The organism is Cryobacterium sp. TMB3-10, from assembly GCF_004402305.1.
Classification (GTDB): domain Bacteria; phylum Actinomycetota; class Actinomycetes; order Actinomycetales; family Microbacteriaceae; genus Cryobacterium; species Cryobacterium zongtaii.
Genome location: NZ_SOGH01000030.1, coordinates 1 through 20,293 on the forward strand (window position 1 = coordinate 1; position 20,293 = coordinate 20,293).

The 20,293-nt window shown below is 67.8% G+C and carries 19 protein-coding genes; 14 read left to right on the forward strand and 5 right to left on the reverse strand.

Going from position 1 to position 20,293, the window contains the following annotated elements; genetic code table 11:
- On the reverse strand, nucleotides 1–349 hold a 349-nt coding region (locus tag E3T22_RS15445), incomplete at its 3' end, for a hypothetical protein (protein WP_134493540.1).
- 148 nt (nucleotides 350–497) lie between these two features.
- Nucleotides 498–1,151, reverse strand: a complete 654-nt coding sequence (locus E3T22_RS15450; RefSeq protein WP_134408550.1) for an iron ABC transporter ATP-binding protein — start codon at nucleotides 1,149–1,151, stop codon at nucleotides 498–500.
- Nucleotides 1,152–1,194: 43 nt separating this feature from the next.
- Here E3T22_RS15450 and argS point away from each other — a divergent pair, with 43 nt between their 5' ends.
- The 9 genes from argS to E3T22_RS15500 all read left to right on the forward strand — a co-directional run bounded on the left by argS (nucleotide 1,195) and on the right by E3T22_RS15500 (nucleotide 13,344).
- A complete protein-coding gene (gene argS, locus E3T22_RS15455) occupies nucleotides 1,195–2,871 on the forward strand; it encodes an arginine--tRNA ligase (RefSeq protein WP_103431210.1) in 1,677 nt (558 codons plus the stop codon).
- Between the two features lie 16 nt (nucleotides 2,872–2,887).
- A complete protein-coding gene (locus E3T22_RS15460) occupies nucleotides 2,888–3,682 on the forward strand; it encodes a DUF2993 domain-containing protein (RefSeq protein ID WP_134480610.1) in 795 nt (264 codons plus the stop codon).
- Between the two features lie 145 nt (nucleotides 3,683–3,827).
- Nucleotides 3,828–5,294 carry a diaminopimelate decarboxylase gene (lysA, locus tag E3T22_RS15465; RefSeq protein WP_134480611.1) on the forward strand — a complete coding sequence of 489 codons (1,467 nt, stop codon included), beginning with the start codon at nucleotides 3,828–3,830 and terminating at the stop codon, nucleotides 5,292–5,294.
- A complete protein-coding gene (locus tag E3T22_RS15470) occupies nucleotides 5,291–6,628 on the forward strand; it encodes a homoserine dehydrogenase (protein ID WP_088455436.1) in 1,338 nt (445 codons plus the stop codon). Before lysA ends, E3T22_RS15470 begins: the two co-directional genes overlap by 4 nt.
- Nucleotides 6,628–7,749 (forward strand): threonine synthase, encoded by a 1,122-nt coding sequence (gene thrC, locus E3T22_RS15475; protein WP_370028224.1) that lies wholly within the window; start codon nucleotides 6,628–6,630, stop codon nucleotides 7,747–7,749. The genes E3T22_RS15470 and thrC overlap by 1 nt, the downstream gene beginning before the upstream one ends.
- On the forward strand, nucleotides 7,746–8,699 hold the full coding sequence (gene thrB / locus E3T22_RS15480; RefSeq protein WP_088455437.1) for a homoserine kinase: 954 nt from the start codon (nucleotides 7,746–7,748) through the stop codon (nucleotides 8,697–8,699). Before thrC ends, thrB begins: the two co-directional genes overlap by 4 nt.
- Before the next feature lie 325 nt (nucleotides 8,700–9,024).
- Nucleotides 9,025–11,673, forward strand: a complete 2,649-nt coding sequence (gene rho, locus E3T22_RS15490; protein ID WP_370291478.1) for a transcription termination factor Rho — start codon at nucleotides 9,025–9,027, stop codon at nucleotides 11,671–11,673.
- Complete coding sequence (gene prfA, locus E3T22_RS15495; RefSeq protein WP_134480612.1) at nucleotides 11,673–12,752, forward strand: peptide chain release factor 1; 1,080 nt, start codon at nucleotides 11,673–11,675, stop codon at nucleotides 12,750–12,752. Before rho ends, prfA begins: the two co-directional genes overlap by 1 nt.
- A 109-nt stretch (nucleotides 12,753–12,861) precedes the next feature.
- A complete protein-coding gene (locus E3T22_RS15500) occupies nucleotides 12,862–13,344 on the forward strand; it encodes a GNAT family N-acetyltransferase (protein ID WP_103459637.1) in 483 nt (160 codons plus the stop codon).
- A 7-nt stretch (nucleotides 13,345–13,351) separates the two neighbouring features.
- Here the strand turns inward: E3T22_RS15500 and E3T22_RS15505 are convergent, their stop codons facing one another.
- From E3T22_RS15505 to cysK, 3 genes are all read right to left on the reverse strand, one after another.
- Complete coding sequence (locus E3T22_RS15505; RefSeq protein ID WP_088455440.1) at nucleotides 13,352–14,365, reverse strand: isopenicillin N synthase family oxygenase; 1,014 nt, start codon at nucleotides 14,363–14,365, stop codon at nucleotides 13,352–13,354.
- A 127-nt stretch (nucleotides 14,366–14,492) separates the two neighbouring features.
- Nucleotides 14,493–15,071: a serine O-acetyltransferase EpsC gene (gene epsC / locus E3T22_RS15510; protein WP_088455441.1), complete on the reverse strand. Its 579-nt coding sequence runs from the start codon at nucleotides 15,069–15,071 to the stop codon at nucleotides 14,493–14,495.
- A gap of 41 nt (nucleotides 15,072–15,112) precedes the next feature.
- The gene (gene cysK / locus E3T22_RS15515) at nucleotides 15,113–16,051 is read right to left on the reverse strand and encodes a cysteine synthase A (protein WP_088455442.1); all 939 of its coding nucleotides are present in this window, start codon (nucleotides 16,049–16,051) and stop codon (nucleotides 15,113–15,115) included.
- 217 nt (nucleotides 16,052–16,268) lie between these two features.
- Between cysK and prmC the strand changes: the two genes are divergently transcribed.
- The 5 genes from prmC (at nucleotide 16,269) to E3T22_RS15540 (ending at nucleotide 20,139) form a co-directional block, all read left to right on the forward strand.
- On the forward strand, nucleotides 16,269–17,111 hold the full coding sequence (gene prmC / locus E3T22_RS15520; RefSeq protein WP_134480621.1) for a peptide chain release factor N(5)-glutamine methyltransferase: 843 nt from the start codon (nucleotides 16,269–16,271) through the stop codon (nucleotides 17,109–17,111).
- A complete protein-coding gene (locus tag E3T22_RS15525; protein ID WP_166788831.1) occupies nucleotides 17,108–17,599 on the forward strand; it encodes an N-acetyltransferase in 492 nt (163 codons plus the stop codon). Before prmC ends, E3T22_RS15525 begins: the two co-directional genes overlap by 4 nt.
- Nucleotides 17,600–17,717: 118 nt before the next feature.
- Complete coding sequence (locus E3T22_RS15530) at nucleotides 17,718–18,416, forward strand: L-threonylcarbamoyladenylate synthase (protein ID WP_103431192.1); 699 nt, start codon at nucleotides 17,718–17,720, stop codon at nucleotides 18,414–18,416.
- Nucleotides 18,416–19,642, forward strand: coding sequence for an MraY family glycosyltransferase (locus E3T22_RS15535; RefSeq protein WP_088455445.1), 1,227 nt, complete (start codon nucleotides 18,416–18,418; stop codon nucleotides 19,640–19,642). Before E3T22_RS15530 ends, E3T22_RS15535 begins: the two co-directional genes overlap by 1 nt.
- Nucleotides 19,639–20,139, forward strand: coding sequence for a hypothetical protein (locus tag E3T22_RS15540; RefSeq protein ID WP_088455446.1), 501 nt, complete (start codon nucleotides 19,639–19,641; stop codon nucleotides 20,137–20,139). The genes E3T22_RS15535 and E3T22_RS15540 overlap by 4 nt, the downstream gene beginning before the upstream one ends.
- The last annotated feature ends 154 nt before the right edge of the window (nucleotides 20,140–20,293 follow it).

Genomic DNA, 20,293 nt, shown 5'->3' on the forward strand with positions numbered 1-20,293 from the left:
TCATGCCCGCCGTGGTGGCCGTCAGCCGTAGCGCCCCGGCGGCCTCGGCGGCCATGCTGCGGCGGGCGAGCTCCTCGTCGTCCCAGGCCGGGCCGTGCGCGCCGGTGTCGGGGTCGTTCCGACCGGACTCGACAGGGTCACCACACAGACCCGCGAGGATGCGCGGTTCATGGCCCAGCCGGTCCAGCTCGGTCAGCAGTCGACTGCGCTCGGCGTAGCCGGCCGCGATCACTTTCTCGTTCAAGATCAGCGGGTCGATGACCGCGCTGATCGCCGCCGCGACAGGATCCACCGCGGGGTCCGCAGGGTCATCGGGGGTGTGATCGGGTGTGGCAGCTGAGGTGGCCATAGGCACAGTGAAGCACCCACCACCGACACTCCCAGGCCCAGAAACCAAGCTGTGGAANCACCACCGACACTCCCAGGCCCAGAAACCAAGCTGTGGAAAGGTCCAGAAAAACCGGCCTGTGGAGGAGGAGCGATCCTCCCGAAGAGCCCTACAGGTTGCCGATAACCGTGCTCATGACGCGCTCGGCATCGCCGGGCTCGATCATGGCGGGGGAGGAGACCGCCACCCAGTACCCACCGGTGAAGACCTGAGCGGTGCCGGTATCGGCACTGAAGTAGCCCTCTACGTCGGGAGCGCTGCCGTAGGTCGGCACGACTTCGCCGCCGGCCAGGGCCGCATCCTTCAAGGTGTTGGCGAGCGCCTCGTTCGGCATCGCCACTGACACCTCGATGACCTCGCCGCTGGAATTGTTGATCCAGCCGCAGGCGATTCCGTTATAAGTGGTCGCGGTCACGGCAGTGTCACTCGACGCTGAATATCCCGGGTCGACACTCACATTGGGGTTGATCTCGTAGACGTCGTCCGCCGTGAGGACCTGGTCGCAGCTCTTGTCCACGGCGGTGCCTTCGGCTGCCGGCGCAGGGGTGGCCGACGCCGTGGCCGACACCGTGGGTTCCGCCGTGGCGGTGGGCTCCGACGTGGCAGTGCTGGTCGGCTTTGCCGTGGCTGACGCGGTGGGCTCCGTGTCGCCTGCCGGTGCGCATCCGGCCAGGGCGATCAGAGCGAGCGAAGCGCCGGTGAGGGCGAGTGCGGCGCGCAGTCGGCGGCCGGTGGCGAAGGAGGACGAGCTGGAGTGGGTCACTCGTTGACCTTACCAACCGGGACGGCGGGTAAGCTTGTTCGCCGTGACCCCTGCCGAACTCTCCCAGTCCCTGCTCGACCTCGTCAACTCCCTGGTCGAGCGCCGACGAGGCGAAGGGGCGGAGATCGCAGATCTCGGTCTGGTCGCAGCCGACATGTCGCTGGAGCGCCCGCGCAACCGCGACCACGGTGACTGGGCCTCGAGCGTCTCGATGAAGATCGCCAAGCCGCTGGGCACCAACCCGCGCGCCGTGGCCGCCGAACTCGCCGCCGGCCTCGAAGCCATGCCAGAGGTCGCCTCCGTGGAGATCGCCGGCCCCGGCTTCATCAACATCCGCCTCGAGGCATCCGCCGCCGGCGCACTCGCGCAGACCATCGTCAACGCCGGCCCGGTCTACGGCACCGGCCACCTGTACGACGGCATCAAGATCAACCTCGAGTTCGTCTCGGCCAACCCCACCGGCCCCATCCACATGGGTGGCGTGCGCTGGGCAGCCGTCGGCGACAGCCTCGCCCGCGTGCTGATCGCCGAGGGCGCGGATGTGACGCGCGAGTATTACTTCAACGACCACGGCTCGCAGATCGACAGGTTCGCCCGCAGCGTGCTGGCCGCCTACCTGGGTGAGCCCACCCCCGAAGACGGCTACGGCGGAGCGTATATCGGTGACATCGCCGACAAGGTCGTCGAGATCTACGAGGGTGACATCGCCGTCCTGCCCCGCGACGAACAGCAGGAAATCTTCCGCTCCATCGGCGTGGACCTCATGTTCACCGAGATCAAGGAGAAGCTGCACGGCTTCGGCGTGGACTTCGACGTGTTCTTCCACGAAGACTCCCTGCACGAATCCGGCGCCGTCAACCGCGCCATCGAGCGCCTGCGCGAACTCGGCCACATCTTCGAGGAAGATGGCGCCATCTGGCTGCGCACCACCACCTTCGGCGACGACCGCGACCGAGTCATCATCCGCTCGAACGGCGAACCGGCGTACATCTCCGGCGACCTGGGCTATTACCTCGACAAGCGCGAGCGCGGCTTCGACCAGAACCTGATCATGCTCGGCGCCGACCACCACGGCTACATCGGCCGCATGATGGCCATGGTCGAGGCGTTCGGTGACGTGCCCGGCGTGAACCTGCAGATCCTCATCGGCCAGATGGTCAACCTGCTCAAGGGCGGCGAGCCCGTGCGGATGTCCAAGCGCAACGGCACCATCGTCACCCTCGACGACCTCGTCGACGCGGTTGGCGTGGACGCCGGCCGTTACTCGCTGGTGCGTTCCTCGAGCGACTCCCAGCTGGACATCGACCTGGACCTGCTCGGCAAGCGCACCAACGAGAACCCGGTCTTCTACGTGCAGTACGCGCACGCCCGCACCTGCTCCGTCGGCCGCAATGCCGCCGACTCCGGCGTGGACCGCAGTGCGTTCGCCCCCGAACTGCTCACCCACGACAGCGAGTCCGCGCTTCTCGGTGTGCTGCAGGAGTACCCGCGCGTGGTGGCCCAGGCGGCCGAACTACGCGAGCCCCACCGCGTGGCCCGCTACATCGAAGAGGTCGCCGGCTACTACCACCGCTGGTACGACAACTGCCGGGTCATCCCGCTCGGCGACGAGCCGGTCACCGACCTGCACCGCACCCGGCTGTGGCTGAACGACGCCACCGGCCAGGTCATCCGCAACGGCCTGGGTCTGCTCGGCGTCTCCGCGCCGGAGCGCATGTAGGCCGGAGCGCTCCTTCGTGACGAGCTCGACACTGCCCAAACGCCGCCGGCCCGCTCGCCGGCTGCTGGTGACGCTGGTGGTGGTGCTCGCGCTGGTGGGCATCTACTTCGCCGCCGACGCGGGCCTCCGCGGCTACGCGCAAGACCGCATCGCCAACGAGATCGATGCCGGCCTGCCCGCCGGTGTCACCGGCGACGTCGAGGCGGCGATCGGTGGCACCTCGGTGATCGCGCAGTACCTCACCGGCAGTTTCGAACGTGTGGTGCTCACCGCGCCGACCCTTTCCGTCAACGGCGTGCCGGCATCCGTATCGATCGTCGCCACCGGCGTGCCCACCGACACGACCCAGCCCATCGACCATGTCAACGGCACCATCGACCTCGACCAGGCCGCCCTCAACACGTTGCTGCAGTCCGCACTGGCCGAGGCGGATGCCGCCCCTGCCGCGCGCAACGCGGAACTCGAGCTCGGCACCGACCAGGTCACCTACACCGGCGAGCTGAGCGTGTTCGGCCTGGCCGTCGGCTACCAGGCCACCGCGACCCCCAGCGTCACCGACGACTCACTCGTGCTCACCCCGACCGACGCGCGGGTGACCTCCGGTGCCGGTGGCCTGGACGTGAGCGGACTGCTGGACCTGGTGCTCGGCAACGAGCCGATCAGCGTGTGCCTGGCCGGTTACCTGCCGCAGGGCGTCACACTCAGCGATGTGCAGACCACAGCGGAGCGCGCACGCATTACGCTGGAGTCGAGCACATTGACGCTCACCGAACAGTCGCTCACCACCCTGGGCAGCTGTTCCACCGCTTGATTCGGCGCGCGCAACTCGCAGTCGCTAGAATTCCGGTAGATTCCCGCGCCTCTTTCGGCGCGTCTCTTCGCTGGCTTCAGGGACCAATCCGGGTTCGCTCGCCACTTCGTGAGACACCCACTTGACTCCTGTGAGGTTTTCACCCGTGGCCCATAATCCACTCGCCCCCGAGTGGCTCAGCTCTCCAGCTGATGCCAACACGCTCGCCGACGGCCTCTGGCCCTCCTCCGCGCACCGCTCCGACGCCGGTGCGATCACGATCGGCGGCGTCAGCGCCCCCGAGCTGGCGGCCCAATTCGGCACCCCGCTGTACGTGATCGACGAGACGGATGCCCGCACCCGCGCCGCGGAGCTGCGCGCAGCGTTCGACACCGAGTTCGCCCGCATCGGCACCACCGTCAAGGTGTACTACGCCGCCAAGGCGTTTCTCTCCACCGAGGTCGCCCGCTGGATGGTGGACGCCGGCCTGAACATCGACGTCTGCAGCGGCGGCGAACTCGCCGTTGCCCTGGCCGCCGGTGTTGAACCCGGCCGGATCGGCTTTCACGGCAACAACAAGTCGCGCGCCGAGATCGACGACGCCACCCGCCTGGGTGTGGGCACGATCATCATCGACAGCCCGGTCGAGATAAACAGGGTCGCCGCGGCGGCCGCCCGGCACGGGGTCGTGCAGAACGTGCGCCTCCGCGTGAACAGCGGCGTGCACGCGCACACCCACGAATTCCTGGCCACCTCGCACGAAGACCAGAAGTTCGGTGTGGTCTTCGAGGACGCCCCGGCCCTGGTCGCGGCGATCCGCGCCGAACCGAGCCTGAACTTCCTCGGCCTGCACTGCCACATCGGCTCACAGATCTTCGGCGTCGAAGGCTTCGCCGAGTCGGCGTCGCGCCTGCTCAGCCTGCACGCCGAGCTGCTGACCGACGGCCCGGTACCCGAGCTCAACCTCGGCGGCGGCTTCGGCATCGCCTACACGAGCACCGACGATCCCAGCCCGATCGCCGACTTGGCCGCCGGCCTGGCCGACATCGTCGCCGCCGAATGCGCGCGCCGCGGCATCGCGGTGCCGGTGATCGCCATCGAACCGGGCCGGGTCGTCATCGGACCGGCCGGCGTCACCCTCTACGAGGTGGGTACCACCAAGCCCGTGCGCATCGGCGAGAACACCCGGCTCTACGTGAGCATCGACGGCGGCATGAGCGACAACGCCCGCCCCGCGCTCTACGGCGCCGAGTTCTCGGTGCGGCTCGCCGACCGGGTGTCGGATGCCGAGCCCGCGCTGGTACGCATCGCCGGCAAGCACTGCGAAAGCGGCGACATCGTCGTGGACGCCGACTACCTGCCCGGGGATGTGGCGCCGGGAGATTTGGTGATGGTGCCCGCGACCGGAGCGTACTGCTGGTCGTTGGCGAGCAACTACAACTATCTGGGACGGCCGGCCGTTGTGGCCGTCGTAGACGGAAAGGCCAGGGTCATCGTGCGCGGGGAGACGATTGACGACTTACTGGCGCGGGACGCAGGTCTAGCGAGGTCGACTCACAAGGTCACGACAAGCTCGACCAACGGAACTGGGGCGACAAGCTCGACCAATCAAATGAAGGAAACTACCCGATGATCGAATACCGCAATCTGCGTGTCGCCCTGCTCGGCGGTGGTTCGGTCGGTGCCCAGGTGGCCCGCCTGCTGCTCGAGCACCGCGACGAGCTCGCCAACCGGGTGGGCGCGAGCCTCGAACTCGTCGGCATCCTGGTGCGCGATCTCGACGCCCCACGCACCGTCGACCTGCCCCGTGAGCTGTTCACCACCGACGCGGACTCGCTGATCCTCGGCGCCGACATCGTCATCGAGCTGATGGGCGGCATCGAGCCCGCCCGCAGCTACATCCTCACGGCGATCAACTCCGGCGCCGACGTCGTCACCGCCAATAAGGCGTTGCTCGCCCAGCACGGCGCCGAACTGTTCGAAGCCGCCGACCAGGTGGGCGCCCAGCTCAACTATGAAGCCGCCGTCGCCGGCGCCATCCCTATCGTGCGGCCGCTGCGAGACAGCCTCGCCGGTGACACCGTCAACCGGATTCTCGGCATCGTGAACGGCACCACTAACTTCATCCTCGACCGGATGGATGTGGCCGGCGACAGCCTCGAAGAAGCCCTGGCCACCGCGACCGAACTCGGCTACGCCGAAGCCGACCCCACCGCCGACATCGAAGGTTACGACGCCGCGCAGAAGGCAGCCCTACTGGCCAGCCTGGCGTTCCACACCAACGTGCCCCTCGAGAAGGTCTACCGGGAGGGCATCACCCAGGTCACCCCGCAGCAGATGGAGTCGGCACGGAAGGCCGGCTACGTCGTGAAGCTGCTCGCGATCTGCGAACGCCTCACCGACCCGGAGACCGGCGAACAGGGTGTCTCTGCCCGCGTCTACCCGGCCATGGTGCACCGCGGCCACCCGCTCGCTTCGGTGCACGGCGCGAACAACGCCGTCTTCGTCGAGGCCGAGGCCGCCGGCCCGCTGATGTTCTACGGCGCCGGGGCCGGGGGAGTGCAGACCGCATCCGCCGTGCTCGGCGACCTCGTCTCCGTCGCCCGCCGCCACGTGATGGGCGGCCCTGGCTACGCGGCCTCCAGCCACGCCGACCTGCCGGTGCTCGACATCGGCAAGGTCACCACCCGATACGCCGTCACCCTCGAGGTGACGGATGAGCCCGGCGTGCTCGCCACGATCGCCGGAGTGTTCAGCAAAAACCACGTCTCGCTCGCGCAAGTCGAACAGTCGATGACGCTCGAGCAGCCCGGAACCGCCAGTCACGAGCCCGTGTCGGGCACAGCTACCCTAGTCATTGGAACGCACGAGGCCACGGAGGCTGCGCTTGCCGCGACCGTGAACGACCTTGCCGCGAACAGTGTCGTCACCAATGTCGCATCCGTTTTGAGAGTTGAAGGAGTCTGATGTCCAGCGAACGAGAGACCGGTCAGCACCAAATGGTCAAGACCCCGTCCCGTCAGTGGCGCGGTGTGCTGCGCGAGTATGCCGACAGGTTGAACGTCAGCGACGCCACCCCGATCATCACGCTCGGCGAAGGCGGCACCCCGCTGATCCCCGCCGCCGCGCTCTCCGCGCGCACCGGCGCCAAGGTCTGGGTCAAGTACGAGGGCATGAACCCCACAGGGTCGTTCAAGGACCGTGGCATGACGATGGCCATCTCCAAGGCCGTCGAAGACGGTGCCAAGGCCGTCATCTGCGCCTCCACCGGCAACACCTCAGCGTCGGCCGCCGCCTACGCCACCCACGCCGGCATCAAGGCCGTCGTGCTGGTGCCGGAGGGCAAGATCGCCATGGGCAAGCTCAGCCAGGCCATCGCACACAACGCACAGCTGCTGCAGGTGCAGGGCAACTTCGACGACTGCCTCGACATCGCCCGCGACCTCGCCAAGAACTACCCCGTGCACCTGGTCAACTCGGTCAACCCCGACCGCATCGAGGGCCAGAAGACCGCCGCGTTCGAGGTCGTCGAGGTACTCGAAGACGCCCCGGACATCCACATCGTCCCGGTCGGCAACGCCGGCAACTACACCGCCTACTTCCGCGGCTACAGCGAAGAACTCGCTCGCGGCGCCACCACCAAACTGCCCCGGATGTTCGGGTTCCAGGCTGCGGGCAGCGCCCCGATCGTGCTGGGTCACCGCGTGGAGCACCCGGAGACCATCGCCAGCGCCATCCGCATCGGCAACCCGGCGTCGTGGGACCTCGCCCTGAACGCCCGCGAGGTCAGCGACGGCTACTTCGGCGCGATCAGCGACGAGAAGATCCTTGAGGCGTACCGCATCCTCTCCGCCGAGGTGGGCATCTTCGTGGAGCCGGCCTCCGCGATCAGCGTCGCCGGTCTGCTCGAACGTGCCGACGCCGGCCAGATCCCCCAGGGCGCCACCGTGGTGCTCACCGTCACCGGCCACGGCCTGAAGGACCCGCAGTGGGCACTTCGCACCGCGGACGGCAGCGACGTGAAGCCCACGATCGTTCCCGTCGACACCGTCGCCATCGCCGAGCTGCTGGGTCTGGGCCAGAAATGACCACGGCGCTCCCCGTCGTGGGACGCAATGCGCTGGCGGGCCGTTCGGTCGTCGTGAAGGTTCCGGCCACCACCGCGAACCTCGGCCCAGGCTTCGACACCCTCGGCCTGGCCCTGGCGCACTACGACCACCTGCAGGTCGAGGTGACCGACGAGTCCGGCGTGTTCGTCGAGGTGCACGGCGTCGGCGCCGGGGAGGTGCCCACCGACGAGACCAACCTCGTGGTGCGCGCCATCGCGCACACCTTCGCCGCCTACGGGATCCCGTTGCCGGGGCTCAAGTTGGTCGCCGAGAACGTGATCCCGCACGGGCGTGGCATGGGGTCATCCGGTGCCGCCATCGTTTCGGGCATCATGGCCGCCAAAGGCCTGCTCGAGGGCATCGTGGAGATCGACTCCGACGCGCTGCTCGTGCTGGCCACCGAGATGGAGGGGCACCCGGACAACGTGGCGCCCGCCCTGTTCGGCGGCCTGACCATCGCCTGGATGACGCCGGAGGGCCCCAAGCACAAGAAACTGATGGTGCACCGCGGCGTCTCGCCGATGGTCTTCGTGCCCGTGCACGCCATGTCCACCGCTCTGGCCCGCAGCCTGCAGCCGGAGTCGGTGCCGCACGAGGACGCCGTCTTCAACCTGTCGCGCTCGGCGCTGCTCATCGCCGCGCTCATTCAGAGCCCGGAGCTGCTGCTCGCCGCAACCGAGGACAAGCTGCACCAGAGCTACCGGGCCGCGGCGATGCCGGAGACCAACCGTCTGATCACCCTGTTGCGCGAGCACGGTTTCGCGGCCGTCGTCTCCGGCGCCGGCCCGTCGATCCTGGTCCTGGCCAGCGACCCCGGCCAGCGCCTGGTGGCCGCCGACCTGGTGGCCCGGACGAGCGAGACGCCCTGGGAGACGTTGATGCTGGCCGTCGACTTCAAGGGTGCCACGGTCATCCGCACCGACGCCTAGCTTCGGCCGAGACCAGAGCCCTTTCCCGCCTGACGGGAAGGGGCTCTTCTCGCGTGTCGACGCACGCGCGCTGCCGACCGAACCTGCTAGAGTGGTTGCGCACCCGATAGAAACCGCCACCGCGGATCTGTTCTCTGGTGTATTCCCTGTAACTCACTGCTATCGCGTTTTTGTGCGTGGCTGTGTGTGTTCACTCCAGTCCGCCACTGTGTGGGACTGGATCACCCGCAGCCCACCGGCGCTGCAACATCTTCTCTGGCCAATTCGTAAGAGCCAGGGGGAAGGATAAAACTTCGTGACCAACGTCAACCTCCACGCCAACGGCGTGGACATCTCACGCCTGACCACCCTTCGCGTCGCCGAGCTTCAGGCTCTGGCGGGCGAACTGGGTATCCAGGGCGCATCCAAACTTCGTAAAGGAGAGCTCGTGGACGCAATCACCGCGAACCAGTCCCACACGACCGAGTCGGCTGCAGCTACCGACGCCGCCGTCATCGACACCGCCGTCACTGACGTACCCGTGCAGGCTGCCCCGGTAGAGGCCGCTGCTGTCGTCACCGACGCCCCCGCCGAGACCGCGCCCAAGAAGCGGGTCTCCCGCCGGGTGAGCACCGCCACGTCGGCTCCCGCCGTCGCCCACGTCAACGCCGACGGAGATCTGGGCCTCGGCCTGATCGTCCCGGAGACCGCGAAGACCCGCAAGACCACGGCCCCCACCACCTATGCCGGTGCCACCGACAACATCGTCGCCGACGCACCCGTCGTGGAGAAGCCGGTCCGCCAGGCCCGCAAGCGCGCCAGCACCGCCACCATCACCGAGGCCGCCATCGCCGAGGCCGTCGCAACCGCGAACGCCGCCGAGGCCGCTGCTCCGGTCGTAGAGACCACCGCAGTCGTCGCCGCCCAAGCCGCAGAGCCCGCCACCGAGACGCAGGCCGGTTCCGGCCGCAACCGTCGCGGCAACGGTCGCAACGAGAACCGCAACGAATCGCGGAACGAAAACCGCAACGAATCGCGCAACGGCGGACGCAACGGCGGCAACAACCGCAACAACAACAACAGCGCCGCCACTGCCCGCAACGCCTTCGATGCGCGCAGCATGATCGACGCCCAGAACGCCGAAGACGGCTACGAGGCTCCTGAAGAACTCGAAGCCGCACCGGCTGCGACCGACTCGGCCGACTCCGCCGAGAGCACCGAGTCGCGCATCCAGCGTCCGGAGGGCGTCGTGCGCGCCGAACGCTCCGAGCGTGGCGGACGCCAGCGCAACCAGCGCGGTGCACGCGCCGAGCAGACCGAGCAGGCCGAACCGACCGAGCAGGTTGAACCGGCCGAGCAGGTCGAACCGGCCGAGCAGTCCGACAGCAGCTCCACCGAGCAGTCCGACGAGCAGGCCGAGCAGCCCCGCCAGGGACGCAGCCGCAACCGCAGCCGCGGCGGCGACCGCAACCAGCAGGGCGACCGCAACCAGGGCGACCGTGGCCAGGCTGACCGTGCCCAGGGTGACCGTGCCCCGCAGACGTCGGATGACCGTGGTGCCGAGCGTGGCGACGACCGCCAGCAGAACCAGCGCCAGGCCGGCAACCGCGGCCAGGACCGCCAGCAGCAGGATCGCCAGCAGCAGGACCGCCAGGGCGACCGCCAGCAGAGCGATCGCGCCCAGCAGGAACGCCAGGGCCAGGACCGCAACCAGGGCCTGGACCGCAACTCCGGCCCGGAGGACGAGCTGAACGGTCGCAACAACCGCAGCCGTTTCCGTGACCGCAAGCGTCGCGGCGCCACCGCCAACGACGACTTCGAGCCCGAGCTGACCGACGATGACGTGCTCATCCCGGTCGCCGGCATCCTCGACGTGCTCGACAACTACGCCTTCGTGCGCACCTCCGGCTACCTGCCGGGTGCCAGCGACGTCTACGTCTCGCTCGGCCAGGTCAAGAAGTACAACCTGCGCAAGGGCGACGCCGTCGTCGGCTCGATCCGTCAGCCGCACGAGGGTGACCAGAACGGTCGCCAGAAGTACAACGCGATCGTCAAGGTCGACTCCATCAACGGCCTGACCGTCGAGGAAGCCGCCAGCCGCGTCGAGTTCCAGAAGCTCACCCCGCTCTACCCGCAGGAGCGTCTGCGCCTCGAGACCGAGCCGGGCAAGCTGACCCAGCGCATCATCGACCTCGTCGCCCCGATCGGTAAGGGCCAGCGCGGCCTGATCGTCGCGCCGCCCAAGGCCGGCAAGACCATCGTCATGCAGCAGATCGCCAACGCCATCGCCACGAACAACCCCGAGGTCCACCTCATGGTCGTCCTGGTCGACGAGCGCCCCGAAGAGGTCACCGACATGCAGCGCACGGTGAAGGGTGAGGTCATCGCCTCCACCTTCGACCGTCCCGCCGAGGACCACACCACGGTCGCCGAACTGGCCATCGAGCGCGCCAAGCGTCTCGTCGAGCTGGGTCACGACGTTGTCGTGCTGCTCGACTCGATCACCCGTCTGGGCCGTGCCTACAACCTGACGGCCCCGCCGAGCGGCCGGATCCTCTCCGGCGGTGTCGACGCATCCGCGCTGTACCCGCCCAAGCGTTTCTTCGGCGCTGCCCGCAACATCGAGAACGGTGGCTCGCTCACCATCCTCGCCTCCGCACTGGTGGAGACCGGGTCCAAGATGGACGAGGTCATCTTCGAGGAGTTCAAGGGCACCGGCAACATGGAGCTGCGCCTGTCGCGCCACCTGGCCGACAAGCGGATCTTCCCGGCCGTCGACGTCAACGCATCCGGCACCCGCCGCGAAGAAATGCTGATGAGCGCCGATGAGGTCAAGATCACCTGGAAGCTGCGCCGTGCGCTGGCCGGACTCGAACAGCAGCAGGCTCTCGAGGTCATCCTGGGCCGGCTGAAGGAGACCTCGTCCAACGTCGAGTTCCTGATGCAGGTTCAGAAGTCGATGCCGACCCCGAACGGGTCAGACAAGGATCACTGATGTTCGATTCTGTCCTGACTCTGCAGGCTGAGCACGACGAACTGCAGTCCCAGCTGGCGGACCCGGAATTGCACGCGAATCCGGCCCGTTCCAAAAAGGTCAACCGTCGTTACGCCGAGCTCAGCCGTATCATCGCGGCGTGGAACGAGTGGAAAGAGATTGGCGACAATCTCGAGGCCGCTCGGGAACTCGCCGACGAGGATGAATCGTTCGCCGACGAGATCCCCGGTCTCACCGACCAGCTGGAGGAGGCAGCCGAGAAGCTGCGTCGCCTGCTGATCCCGCGTGACCCGCTGGACGCCCGCGACGTGATCATGGAGATCAAGATGGGGGAGGGCGGTGCGGAATCCGCGCTGTTCGCCGCCGATCTCCTACGCATGTACCTGCACTACGCGGAGTCCAAGCGTTGGAAAACCGAGATCATCGAGCAGACCACCAGCGACCTCGGCGGAATCAAGGACATCCAGTTGGCCATCAAGGGCAATTCGGCTGACCCCGCCGAGGGTGTCTGGGCGCACCTGAAGTACGAGGGTGGCGTGCACCGCGTTCAGAGGGTGCCGGCCACCGAGTCGCAGGGACGCATCCACACCTCGGCGGCGGGCGTTCTCGTCTTCCCCGAGGTCGATGAGCCCGAAGAGGTCGAGCTGCACCCCAACGACCTCAAGATCGACGTCTATCGTTCCAGCGGCCCCGGCGGCCAATCGGTGAACACCACCGACTCCGCCGTACGGATCACCCACCTTCCCACCGGGATCGTGGTGGCCATGCAGAACGAGAAGAGCCAGCTGCAGAACAAGGAAGCGGGTATGCGGGTCCTCCGCGCCCGCGTCCTCGCCCGGCAGCAGGAAGAGATCGACGAGGCCGCCTCGCTGGTGCGCAAGGGCCAGATCCGCACCATGGACCGGTCAGAGCGCATCCGCACGTACAACTTCCCGGAGAACCGCATCGCGGATCACCGCACCGGGTACAAGGCATACAACCTGGACACCGTGATGAACGGCGCCCTGGATGCCGTTATCGACTCGTGCATCACCGCCGACGAGGCCACGCGCCTCGCCGAGATCGGCGATCACGACTAACACCTGCTGCACCAGAAAGGGCGCCCCTGCTTCGGCCGGGGCGCCCTTTTTTATGGTGGCCCGCCGCCCTAAGAAAGCGGTGCGGTCGGGGAGCGCTAGGATCTCAATCATGCCTGGGCCGACCTTTGTCACTACCGACCCGGGTTCAGCCGCTGCCGCCGCCATGTTGTGGGCCTACTATGAGGACATCGTCGGCCGATATTGGGGGCGGCTCGCGCTGCCCGCTGAGGTCGAGTCCGCGATGGCGGATGAGCCGAGCCACGACCTGCAGGGCGGCACCGGTCTGCTCGTGCTCGGGATGCTGGACCGCGTCCCGGTCGCGTGCGGCGGTGTGCGGTTCGTCGGCGCCGGCATCGGCGAGCTGACTCGCGTCTACGTGGCCGCACAGGCGCGGGGGACCGGCACCGGGGCCGCGCTCCTCGATCATCTGAGCGAGCTGGCGGTGGATGCCGGCCTCACCCAACTTCGGCTCACGGTGCGCACAGACCTCATCGAGGCCCGGCGCCTGTATGCCAGAGCCGGCTACGCGGAGGTCGCTCCGTTCAACACCGAACCCTACGCCGAGCACTGGTTCGCGAAGGACCTGCGCTGACCGCTGCCTACTTGAGCAGGTCGGCGTGGTGGATGGCCGCGACGTCCGGGTGCGCGCGCATCCGGCTCTTCAACGAGTTCTCGCCGTAGGTGGTGAAGATCGGGTTCTCCGGGTCCACGGTGATGCCGGGGGCGTGCAGTTCCTCCGGCAGGGTGAGCACCGGGATGGTGGCATCCAGCGCCGGGCTGTAGAAGAACGGGATCGAGATGCGGTCGTCGCCGATCAGCGGCGAGATCACCCTGTGCACCGTCGCCTTGAGGTAACCGTCGGTTGCGACCTCGAGCAGCTCGCCGATGTTCACCACGAAGGCGCCGTCGAGCGGGGGAGCGTCGATCCACTCGCCGTCTTTCTCCACCTGCAGCCCGCCCTTGCCCGGCTCGACGAACAGCAGCGTCAGCACGCCGGAGTCCTTGTGGGCGCCTACGCCCTGCCGCGGGGTGGGGTCTGACTTGCCGGGGTAACGCACGATCTTGATCAGCGTGGACGGCTTCACCGCGAACGCCTCGTCGAAGACGTGCTCGTCGGCTCCGAGGGAGAGGGCCCAGGCCTGCATCAGGCGCAGCGCCACGGCGTTGAGCTCCTCACGCCAGGAGGTCATGACCTCTTCCAGCGCGGGCAGGTTCACCGGCCACTGGTTGGGGCCCTCCAGGCGGAGATAGTCGGCGCTGTCCGGGGTGAGCTCCAGGGCGGGGCGCTCCGGTCCGATGTCGATCTGCTCGCGCCAGTCCACCTTGCCCTGGGTGAGTTCGCCGCCCACCCGGGTGTAGCCGCGGAAGTGGGGGCTCTGCAGGTTCTCAATGGCCATCTTGTCGTCCTCGGGCAGGTTGAAGAAAGCCCGTGAGGTGGTCATCACCCGCTCGATGAGATCGGCCGGCACACCATGCCCGGTGAGGTAGAAAAACCCGTACTCGTGGGTGACTTCGCGCAACTGGGCGCGGAAGGCCTCGGCTTCCTCCGCTCCGGCGTCGAGGCGGGACAAGTCAAGGATCGGGAGCGTCGGTGCGGCGGCTGAGGTTGTCATGACAACTATTCTGCCAACAACCAAACGAATTCAGGCCGGTGTTACACCGGATTGCCGAGGTCGAAGAATCTGCGGGTGAACGTCCGCGGTGACGCCCGTGTTCGCAGAAAACCTCGGCGAGCCGGGTTCAGTTGCCGGATTTGAGCAGGCCCCGCGCTGCCTTGATTTCCTCGGCGGAGCCGTGCTGCGCGCGCGCGGGGATTCCGAGCAGGATCGACCGGGCCGGGGCGTCCTTGGTGACGACGGCGTTGGCACCCACGGTGCTCCATTCGCCCAGCGTGATGGGGCCGAGGATCTTGGCGCCTGCGCCCACGGTGACCCCGTCGTGCAGATGGGGATGCCGCCGGGCGCCGACAACAACCCCGTGCCGGCTCTTCCCGCCCAGGGTGACCCCGTGGTACAGCATCACGTCGTCCCCGACCACGGCGGTCTCACCGATCACGACGCCCATGCCGTGGTCGATGAACAGTCGCCGGCCGATGGTCGCCCCGGGGTGGATCTCCACGCCGGTGAGGAACCTGGTGAACTGCGACAACAGCCGGGCCGGCAGGCGCAGGCCTGCCAGCCACAGCCGATGTGTGATCCGGTAGGCCCACACGGCGTGCACGCCGCTGTACGCGAGCACGACCTCCGCCTTGCTGTGCGCGGCAGGGTCGTGCCTCTGCGCCATCGCGATATCCTCGCGAACGCGTGCGAACACTCCCATGCCGGGCACCTGTCTGTAGTCGATCGAGCAGCGGATGGTGCCTAGTCGACGAGGTCTTCGTACAGGACTGTGCTGATGTACCGCTCGCCGAAACCGGGCACGATCACGACGATGGTCTTGCCGGCGTTCTCGGGCAGCTTGGCCTGCTCCAGAGCGGCCCACACTGCGGCGCCTCCCGAGATTCCGGCGAGGATGCCCTCTTCGGTGGCCAGGGCGCGGGCCGTGGCGACGGAGTCGGCGAGGGTCACATCGGTGACCTCGTCGTAGACGTGGGTGTCGAGGACGCTCGGCACGAAGTTGGCGCCGATGCCCTGGATCTTGTGCGGGCCGGGGGCGCCGCCGGTGAGGATAGGGGAGTCCTTGGGCTCTACACCGATCACGCGGACGGACGGCTTCCGCTCCTTGAGCAGCTGGCCGGCGCCGGTAATGGTGCCGCCGGTTCCGATTCCCGCCACGAGCAGGTCCACGGCGCCGTCGGTGTCGTCCCAGATCTCCACCCCGGTGGTGGCCTTGTGGATGGCCGGGTTCGCCGGGTTGTCGAACTGACGGGCCCAAATGGCGCCGGGGGTGGCCGCGACGATTTCCTTGGCCTTCTCCACCGCGCCGCGCATGCCCTCTGAGCCGGGCGTGAGCACAAGCTCGGCGCCGTAGGCGCGCAGCAGGATCTTGCGCTCCTTGCTCATGGTCTCCGGCATCGCCAGGATGACCGAATAGCCGCGGGCGGCGCCGACCATGGCCAGGGCGATGCCGGTGTTGCCGCTGGTGCCCTCCACGATGGTGCCGCCGGGCTTGAGCTCACCGGAGGCTTCGGCGGCGTCGACGATGGCGATGCCGATGCGGTCCTTGACGCTGCTGGACGGGTTGTAGAACTCGAGCTTCGCGAGCACCGTCGCAGTGGAGGTGCCGGGCAGGCGGTTGAGCTTCACCAGCGGGGTGCCGCCGACAGTTTCGGTAATGTCTGAGTAAATCCGTGCGGACATCGGTAGACCTTTCCTGGGGCTCTCCTGGAGCCGACTGGTGCGGATGCTCCGCAGGTGGGTGGTGCCGTAACGAAAGCCGTGCTCTGGCGCGCCTCGTTCAGCCTAGAGCCCCGACGATACCCAGTGGGTGCCCCGGAGTTGCGTAAGATTCCAGTTTGTGACGCCTTCCCCTAGCAACTCCGGCTCCCTGTCCGATATTCCAACGACGATCGAGCGGATGCGGGCCTTCGCCACCTCGGCCCTGACCGGAGCGGGAATCGAAGGCGCCGAGATTGACGCCGACCTATTGATCGGTCACGTCCTCGGTCAGAGCCGCGGGCAGGTTCAGGCCGGCGCCATTATGGGCACCGTCCTCAGCGACACCGATGCGGCAGCCATCGTCGCCCTCGTTCAGCGGCGTGAGAAGCGCGAACCCCTGCAGCACATCACCGGTCGGGCGCCGTTCCGCGGTCTCGAACTCAACGTGGGACCGGGGGTCTTCGTGCCGCGCCCCGAAACAGAGGGGGTCGCCCAGCTGGCCATCGACGCCCTGCGTTCGATGGCCGACCCCGAGCCGATCGGGGTGGACCTGGGCACCGGCAGCGGCGCCATCGCCCTGGCCCTGGCCACCGAGGTGCCGCACGCCCGCGTCTATGCCTGCGAGAACTCGGCCGACGCGTTTCCGTGGACCAGCCGCAACTTCACCGAGGTGGCCGCCGAGAACGCCACCCTGGTCTTCGCCGACCTCGCGGGCGCCTTCACCGAGTTGAACGGCACCGTCTCCGTGGTGGTGTCCAACCCGCCCTACATCCCGGTCGACGCCATCCCCCGCGACCCCGAGGTGCGGCTGTTCGACCCGGCCCACGCCCTCTTCGGCGGGCCGGACGGCCTCGACATCGTGCGCCTGGTGTCCCAGACGGGCCTGCGCCTGCTGCGCGCCGGGGGAGTGCTCGTGATCGAGCACGGCGAACTGCAGGGCGCCGAGATCCGTGCCCTCCTCGACGCCGACGGCTGGCGGGCCACCGCTACCCACCGCGACCTCACCACCCGAGACCGCAGCACCACGGCCCTGCGCCCGTGAGCGTGCACACGACGGGCGAACTCGCGCTCCTCGGTAAGGAGCAACTCGCGGGCTGGCTACTCTCGAGCACCGCCGACTACGTCAACGACCTGGAGGCAGGCGGGCTCAGCCGGGCTGCGGCCGAGAACAAGGCCAACGAATCCTCCCGGCGCGAATTCCCGGGTGGAGTGCCCGCCGCCGGTCAGCACGTCTACGCCATCACGGTGGCGGGCGAGCAGGTTGGCGTGATCTGGCTTTCTGCAGGGCCGGCGGATGACCCCACCAACTGGTGGATCCTGGACGTCGTAGTCTTCGAGCAGTTTCGGGGCCGTGGACACGGCCGCCTGGCGATGCAGCTGGCCGAGACCGAAGCCGCCAGGCACGGTGCGGCCAAGCTCACCCTGAACGTCTTCGCGCGCAATGCCACGGCCCGGGCCCTCTACGCATCCCTGGCGTACGCGCCCACGAAGATCGTGATGGAAAAACACCTCACCGACCCCGCGACCTGAGAGCAAAGCACCCAAAACCCGCCGAAACCGGGCCTTGACTCACAGTTCGCGGCGCCTAGAGCCCGCCCCGGCTCCGTCGACGGGCCCTCACAGGCTGGCTGCACTAGAATCGTGCCCGATGACACGTATCTATGACTGCTCGGTCGATGAGGAACGCTCGACGGGCATGAGACTGGCACGCTCGGCGATCGGCCGCGGTGCGCTCGTCGTCATCCCCACCGACACCGTCTACGGCCTCGCCGCGGACGCATTCAACCCCGAGGCCGTGCAAAAACTGCTCGACGCCAAGGGCCGGGGCCGCCAGTCGCCCCCGCCGGTGCTCATCCCGGGCATCCCCACCCTCGACGCCCTCGCCCAGGACGTGCCAGAGCCCGTGCGCGCCCTGGTCGCCGAGTTCTGGCCCGGCGGTCTCACCGTGGTGCTCACCGCGCAGTCCTCCCTGGTCTGGGACCTGGGCGAGACCCAAGGCACCGTCGCCCTGCGGATGCCCCGCAACCAGGTGGCCCTGGACCTGCTGGCCGAGACCGGCCCACTCGCCGTCTCGAGCGCCAACACCAGCGGCCTGCCCTCGGCCATCGACGTCATCGGCGCAGAAGAGATGCTCGGCATCAGTGTCGCCGTCTACCTCGACGGGGGAGTCGCGGGACTGGACTACGAGCCGATCGGCGACCGCGCCGGCGACACCTCCTCCACAATCGTGGATGCCACCGGCTTCGCCACCAACGGCGGCAAGTTGGTCATCGTGCGGAACGGTGTGATCTCCCGGGCCGCGATCGAGGCCGTCATCGGCGACGCTCTCGCCCCAGTGGACGTGTAATGACCCTTTTCTTCCTGTTGGCTGTGGTGTCGGCGGTCGTGACTTTCGTCATGTCGATCGTGGTGCTCAAGCTCACCCACAAGTACCGGCTGTACCCCAAGATCCGTGAACGTGATGTGCACACCCGGCCCACCCCGCGGCTGGGCGGCATCGCCATGTTCCTGGGCATCCTGGTCGCCTTCGGGGTGTCCTACCTGGTGGCTTCCCAGTTCGCGCCGCTTCGGTTGATCTTCGCCGACCCGCACCAGATCATGGCCATCCTCGGCGCGGCCCTGCTCATCGTGCTGCTCGGTGTCGCGGACGACATCTGGGATCTCGACTGGATGACCAAGCTGCTTGGCCAGTTCATCGCCGCCGGCCTGGTGGCCTGGCAGGGCGTGCAGGTCTTCTCCCTGCCGATCGGCGGACTCACCGTCGGATCGTCCTGGATGTCGATCGTGATCACGGTCATGGCCATCGTCATCGTGATGAACATGATCAACTTCATCGACGGGCTCGACGGGCTGGTCGCCGGGGTCGCGCTCATCGCCAACGGTGTGTTCTTCATCTACAGCTACCTGCTGGTGCGCGACACCTCGCCCACCAACTACTTCAACCTCGCCTCCCTGATCGCCGCGATCCTGGTCGGCGCCTGCGTGGGGTTCCTGCCGGTGAACTGGCGCCCCGCCAAGATGTTCATGGGCGACGCCGGCGCCCTCCTCGTCGGGCTGCTGATGGCCACCTCGGCCATCGCGATCACCGGCCAGGTCGACCCAACGGCCGTCAACCGGTCCCAGCTGTTCCCGGCCTTCATCCCGCTGATCCTGCCGGTGGCGATCCTCATCATCCCGCTGCTCGACTTCGGCCTGGCGGTGTTCAGGCGGGTTCGCGCCGGAAAGTCGCCGTTCAGCGCCGACCGCAAGCACCTGCACCACCGGCTCCTGGACATGGGGCACTCGCACTTGCACGCCGTGCTGATCTTCTACGCCTGGACCGCAGCCGCATCGGTGGGCTGCCTGCTCTACTACCTGCTCCCGGTGTTCTTCGGTCTGCCCACCTGGTGGGCCACCGTCTTCCTGGTGAGCGCCCTGGTTATCTGCACGGTTGTCACCCTCGCCCCGCTGAGCCGCCGCAAGGCCATCGAGGCCGCCAGCCAGCTCGCCCCGGCGACCGGCGCCATCGGCGTCCCCACCATTGCCCGGCTTGATCCCCTCGACGAAGCGTCTGACGCCAAGGAGCCCGTATGACCCCCGCACCCGATTCCCCCGACTCCGCAGGCGCGCCAGCCACACCGACCAGGACGACGCCGGTGGATGCCAAGAAGATCCTCACCGAGGTCCTCAAGTACACCGGACTACTGGCCATCGCGATCGCCGTGATCGGCGGCGGCCTCGGCTACCTGTTCGCCGGAACGGAGGGCCTCATCAGCGCCCTCATCGGCACCGCGCTGGCTGTTCTGTTCGCGTCCATCACCGCCGCCAGCATCATCGGGGCGATGAGGTTCGACATCGCGGCGTTCTTCGGAATCGTCATGGGTGCCTGGCTGCTGAAGATCGTCGTCTTCATCGTCATCCTGGCCCTGCTGCGCGATGCCCCCTTCGTGCAGACGATGGTGCTCTTCCTCACGGTGATCGCCGGGGCCGTCGGCACCATGCTCATCGACGTGATCGTGGTCTTCAAATCACGCCTGGGCTACGCGAGCAATGTCATGCTTCCGAGCGCACCGGATGAGACCGCGCGCTGACCGCGCACCGGTCACGTCGATTAGTCCCCAAGAGCGATTGTTGGTAAAGTGAAAACACTCTCAGGTGGCAGTGTGCGCCCCCGAGCCGTAGACCGAATTCCCCCACTGTCGCCTATGTGCGTCCGCACAGAAACAGGAGATAGCGCTGTTGTCT